This is a genomic window from Streptomyces sp. NPDC058457 (assembly GCF_042720695.1).
Lineage (GTDB): Bacteria > Actinomycetota > Actinomycetes > Streptomycetales > Streptomycetaceae > Streptomyces.
Window position 1 is genome coordinate 1 of sequence record NZ_JBHXLU010000053.1, and the last position, 5119, is coordinate 5119.

Consider the following 5119-nt stretch of genomic DNA (forward strand, 5'->3'; position numbering starts at 1 on the left):
CGGTCGCCGAGCCAGATGTTGTCGCCCATGCCGATCTCGTCGCCGTAGTAGAGGATCGGCGAGCCGGGGAGGGACAGCAGCAGGGCGGTGAAGAGCTCGATCTGGTTGCGGTCGTTGTCGAGGAGGGGTGCGAGGCGGCGGCGGATGCCGATGTTGGCGCGCATACGCGGGTCTTTGGCGTATTCGGCCCACATGTAGTCGCGTTCTTCGTCGGTGACCATTTCGAGGGTGAGCTCGTCGTGGTTGCGCAGGAAGATGCCCCACTGGCAGCCGGAGGGGATGGCGGGGGTCTTGGCGAGGATTTCCGAGACGGGGTAGCGGGATTCCCGGCGCACGGCCATGAAGATCCGCGGCATCACCGGGAAGTGGAACGCCATGTGGCACTCGTCCCCGCCGCTGCGGTAGTCGCCGAAGTAGTCGACGACGTCCTCCGGCCACTGGTTGGCCTCGGCCAGCAGCACGGTGTCCGGGTACTGGGTGTCGATCTCCTTGCGGACCCGCTTCAGGAAGTCGTGGGTCGCGGGGAGGTTCTCGCAGTTGGTGCCCTCGCTCTGGTAGAGGTACGGCACCGCGTCCAGCCGGAAGCCGTCGATGCCCAGGTCCAGCCAGAAGCGGAGCGCGGAGAGGATCTCCTCCTGGACGGCCGGGTTCTCGTAGTTGAGGTCCGGCTGGTGGGAGAAGAAGCGGTGCCAGTAGTACTGCTTGCGGACCGGGTCGTAGGTCCAGTTGGAGACCTCGGTGTCGACGAAGATGATCCGCGCGCCCTGGTACTGCTTGTCGTCGTCCGCCCAGACGTAGTAGTCCCCGTAGGGCCCGTCGGGGTCCTTGCGCGACTCCTGGAACCACGGGTGCTGGTCGCTGGTGTGGTTCATGACGAAGTCGATGATGACGCGCATGCCGCGTTGGTGGGCGGCGTCGACGAACTCCACGAAGTCGGCGAGGTCACCGAACTCGGGGAGTACGGCGGTGTAGTCGGAGACGTCGTAACCGCCGTCCCGCAGCGGGGACTTGAAGAAGGGCGGCAGCCAGAGGCAGTCGACGCCGAGCCACTGCAGATAGTCGAGTTTCGCGGTCAGGCCCTTGAGGTCGCCGATGCCGTCGCCGTTGCTGTCCTGGAAGGAGCGGACCAGGACCTCGTAGAAGACGGCGCGTTTGAACCAGTCCGGGTCCCGGTCCTTGGCGGGGGTGTCCTCGAAGGTGTCCGGGACGGGTTCGTTGACGATCATTGTATGGGTGACCCTCCGATCTGCGGGGACGGTCGCAGGACGGTGAGGATGTGCGCGGCCCGGTGACCCGGTTCCAGGCGCACATAGTTGGCCCTGCCCCAGTTGTAGGTTTCGCCGGTGAGCTCGTCGCGCACCGGCACCGACTCGTGCCAGTTCAGGCCGAGTTGCGGCATGTCCAACGAGACCGTGGCCTCCTGGGTGTGGTGGGGGTCGAGGTTGACGACCACCAGAACCGTGTTCGATCCGCTCCGCTTGCTGTAGACGATCACCGCTTCCTGGTCGGCATGGTGGAAGTGGAGGTCACGCAGCTGCCGCAGGGCCGGGCTGCTGCGCCGGACGGTGTTGAGGCGGGTGATGAGGGGGGCGATGCCGTCGGTGTCGGCGGTGGCCCAGTCGCGTGGTGTGAGCTGGTACTTCTCGGAGTCGAGGTATTCCTCGCTGCCTTCCCTGAGGGGGGTGTTCTCGCAGAGTTCGTAGCCGCTGTAGATGCCCCAGGTGGGGGAGAGGGTGGCGGCGAGCACGGCACGGGCCTCGAAGGCGGGACGACCGCCGTCCTGCAGGTAGGCGTGCAGGATGTCCGGGGTGTTGGCGAAGAAGTTCGGCCGCATCCACGCGGCGGACTCACCGGACAGCTCGGTGAGGTACTCGGTGAGTTCCTGCTTGGTGGTGCGCCAGGTGAAGTAGGTGTAGGACTGCTGGAAGCCGGTCTGGGCGAGGGTGCGCATCATCGCGGGCCGGGTGAAGGCCTCGGCGAGGAAGATGACGTCGGGATCGGCCGTGTTGATCTCGGCGATCACCCGTTCCCAGAACACGACCGGTTTCGTGTGGGGGTTGTCGACGCGGAAGATCCGCACCCCGCAGTCCATCCAGTGCCGCAGCACCCGGACGGTCTCGGCGATCAGCCCGGGCATGTCGGCGTCGAAGGCGATCGGGTAGATGTCCTGGTACTTCTTGGGCGGGTTCTCGGCGTAGGCGATGGTGCCGTCCGGGCGGTGGTGGAACCACTCGGGATGCTTCTCCACCCAGGGGTGGTCGGGCGAGCACTGCAGGGCGAAGTCCAGGGCGATCTCCAGGCCGTGCCGGGCGGCCTCGGCCACGAACCACTGGAAGTCCTCCAGGGTTCCCAGGTCAGGGTGGACGGCGTCGTGCCCGCCCTCCGGGGATCCGATCGCCCAGGGCACGCCGACGTCGTCGGGGCCGGGGTCGAGGGTGTTGTTGCGGCCCTTGCGGAAGGTGGTGCCGATGGGGTGGATCGGGGGGAGGTAGACGACGTCGAAGCCCATCTCGGCGATCTTCGGCAGTCGGCGCGCCGCTGTCCGGAACGTGCCGTGCGGCCGCTCGGGGGTCCCCTCGGAGCGGGGGAAGAACTCGTACCAGGAGCCGTACAGGGCCCGTTCACGCTCGACGAGCAACGGCAGCGGCTCGGAGACGGTCACCAGCTCCCGCAGCGGATACCGCGCCAGGACCTTGTCGACCTCGGGCGCGAGGGCGGCGGCGAGGCGCCAGGGGGCGGGCCGTTCCTCGTCGCGGAGGGCGGCGACCGCGGTCAGCAGGATTTCCCGTTTTTTTGCCTTCGGGACCCCGGCGGCGGCCCGTTCGTAGAGCCGGGCGCCCTCCTCCAGGACCAGATCGGTGTCGATGCCCGCCGGGATCTTGATCTGTGCGTGGTGGCGCCAGGTGGCGACCGGATCTCCCCATGCCTCGACCTGGTAGGTCCAGCGGCCCGGTTTCCCGTCGGCGGTGACCGTTGCGCCCCACCGGTCGGTGCCGGGGGCCAGCTCCCGCATCGGGGTCCAGGGGCCGGGCCGGCCCCTGGGGTCCTTCAGTACGACGTTGGCGGCGACGGCGTCATGGCCCTCGCGGAAGACGGTGGCTGTGACCTCGAACGACTCCCCGGTGACCGCTTTGGCGGGCCGGCGCCCCTGCTGGATCAGCGGGCGGACGTCGAGGACGGGTATGCGGCCGACGGCGGTGGCCTCGTCCGCGGGGGGTGGCGCGCCGGGTGACGTGCGCCGGGTCGGAGGTGCTGAGGAATGGTGCGTGGCGGGCATGACCGCTCCTGTCCGCGGCAACGAGGGTGTGGGCGGATGGATGGTGGGGAGGTGGGTCCTGCGGGTGTACCTGGTGTTTTACCGCTGTGTGGTGTCAGTGCTGTGTCTGTGGGGTGTACCGGAGGAGCCTTCCCACCCTATTCGGGTGGGCAATCCGGCACTTTGTTAACTACTCAGCCGTATGTCTACGCACAAGACCGGCCCCGTTCTCGGCGAACGGGGCCGGTGGCGTGATCGCATACCAGAAACCGCTTTACGACTTCGGTACCCGGAGGAGTCTGTTCGGCGAGCCCGGCCCCGCACCGGACACCTTCCCGCTCGCCGCCCCCGCAATCAGGGCCTTGGCGACCTGGGCCGGGGTGGCCTTCCGGTGCCCGGCGAGGTAGAGGGCGGCGGCCCCTGCCACGTGCGGTGCCGCCATCGACGTACCCGAGTAGGTCGCCGTGCCGGTGTCGCTCGCGTACGAGTCCGAGGTGATCGCCACGCCCGGGGCGAACAGGTCGACGGCGGGGCCGTAGTCGGAGAAGTCCGCGCGGGTGTCGGTGCGGTCGGTGGCGCCGACGGTGAGGGCCTGCGGCACGTCGGCCGGCGAGTAGCGGGCGGCCGGGAGGCCGTCGTTGCCGGCGGCGACCGCGTAGGTCACGCCTGCCCTGATCGAGTTCCGTACGGCGGTGTCGAGCTGGGCGCTGTGGTAGCCGCCCAGGCTGAGGTTGGCGACCGCGGGTCTGCGGGCGTGCGAGGTGACCCAGTCGACACCGGCGATGACCTGGGCGGTGGTGCCCGCCCCGGTGTCGTCCAGGACCCGCACGGAGACGATCCGGGCCTTCTTGGCGACGCCGTACCTGGTGCCGGCGATGATGCCGGCGACATGGGTGCCGTGCCCGTTGCCGTCACCGGCGGACCTGTCGTTCCCGACGAAGTCCCAGCCGTAGCTCGCGCGTCCGCCGAAGTCGGCCTGTGTGATGCGGACACCGGTGTCGATCACGTACACGGTGACGCCCGCGCCCGCCGGCTCCGGTGAGGTGTACGACCTGTCGAGCGGCAGCTTCGCCTGGTCGACGCGGTCCAGGCCCCAGGACGGCGGGTTCTTCTGGGTGCGCTCCAGCCGCACCCGGCTGTCCTGGACGACTGAGGCGACCCGCGAGTCCGCGGCGAGCCGCCGGGCCTGTCTCGCGCTCGCCTCGACGGCGTAGCCGTTCAGCACACTGTCGTAAGTATGGCTTATTTTCGCCCCATAGCGGGCGGCGACGTCCTTCCCGGCCGCCGACGCCCCCTTGATCCCCTCCTTGAGCGTCACCAGATAACTCCCGTCGACCGATCCGGTCCGGCCGGCGTCGACGATGGTCCCCTCCGGTACGGCGTGCGCGGGCAGGGTGGCCGTCGACAGCACCGCGGCCGTGACGACCGCGGTCAAGCCCCCCACCAGACGCAGACGCCGGGTACACGTCCGTGCCATGGCTGCGAGTCCCCCTCCTCAGCTCAGGGAGGCAGCGTCTCGTACGGTGCGAAAGCCGACAAGAAGGCCCCCGAGCACGACTGCCGACCACCACCACATCCCAGCCCGTCCGGCGCCTTGGGACGAGGGCCGATCCGTGCCACGTTCCGGCCCGTCCGGTGCTGTGGGGCGAAGGCCGGTCCGTGCCACGTCCCAGTCCGTCCGGCGCCTCGGGGCGAAGGCTGGTCCGCATCACATCCCTGTCGGTCCGGTGTTCGGGGACGAAGGTCGATCTGCACCACATCCCAGCCCGTCCGGCGTTTGAGGACGAGGCCGTTCAGGCCGAAGCGGGGGTCTGGGGGCGGCAGCCCCCAGTGGCACCCTCGCACCGGTACTGTCGGACAGAC

The 5119-nt window shown here is 69.1% G+C and carries 3 protein-coding genes; all 3 read right to left on the reverse strand.

Annotated features, from left to right (window positions below; genetic code table 11):
• The coding region (gene treS / locus ACFWPS_RS33035; protein WP_383711759.1) for a maltose alpha-D-glucosyltransferase at window positions 1-1226 on the reverse strand (1226 nt) is incomplete at its 3' end.
• Window positions 1223-3277 (reverse strand): alpha-1,4-glucan--maltose-1-phosphate maltosyltransferase, encoded by a 2055-nt coding sequence (locus ACFWPS_RS33040; RefSeq protein WP_383711762.1) that lies wholly within the window; start codon window positions 3275-3277, stop codon window positions 1223-1225. The genes ACFWPS_RS33040 and treS, both read right to left, overlap by 4 nt.
• Window positions 3278-3530: 253 nt before the next feature.
• Window positions 3531-4733, reverse strand: coding sequence for a S8 family peptidase (locus ACFWPS_RS33045; protein WP_383711764.1), 1203 nt, complete (start codon window positions 4731-4733; stop codon window positions 3531-3533).
• Window positions 4734-5119: the final 386 nt, after the last annotated feature.

Excerpts from the sequence above, each read along its gene's own strand:
- ACFWPS_RS33040 (WP_383711762.1), bottom strand. The coding sequence starts at position 3,277 with ATGCCCGCCACGCACCATTCCTCAGCACCTCCGACCCGGCGCACGTCA.
- ACFWPS_RS33045 (WP_383711764.1), bottom strand. The coding sequence starts at position 4,733 with ATGGCACGGACGTGTACCCGGCGTCTGCGTCTGGTGGGGGGCTTGACC.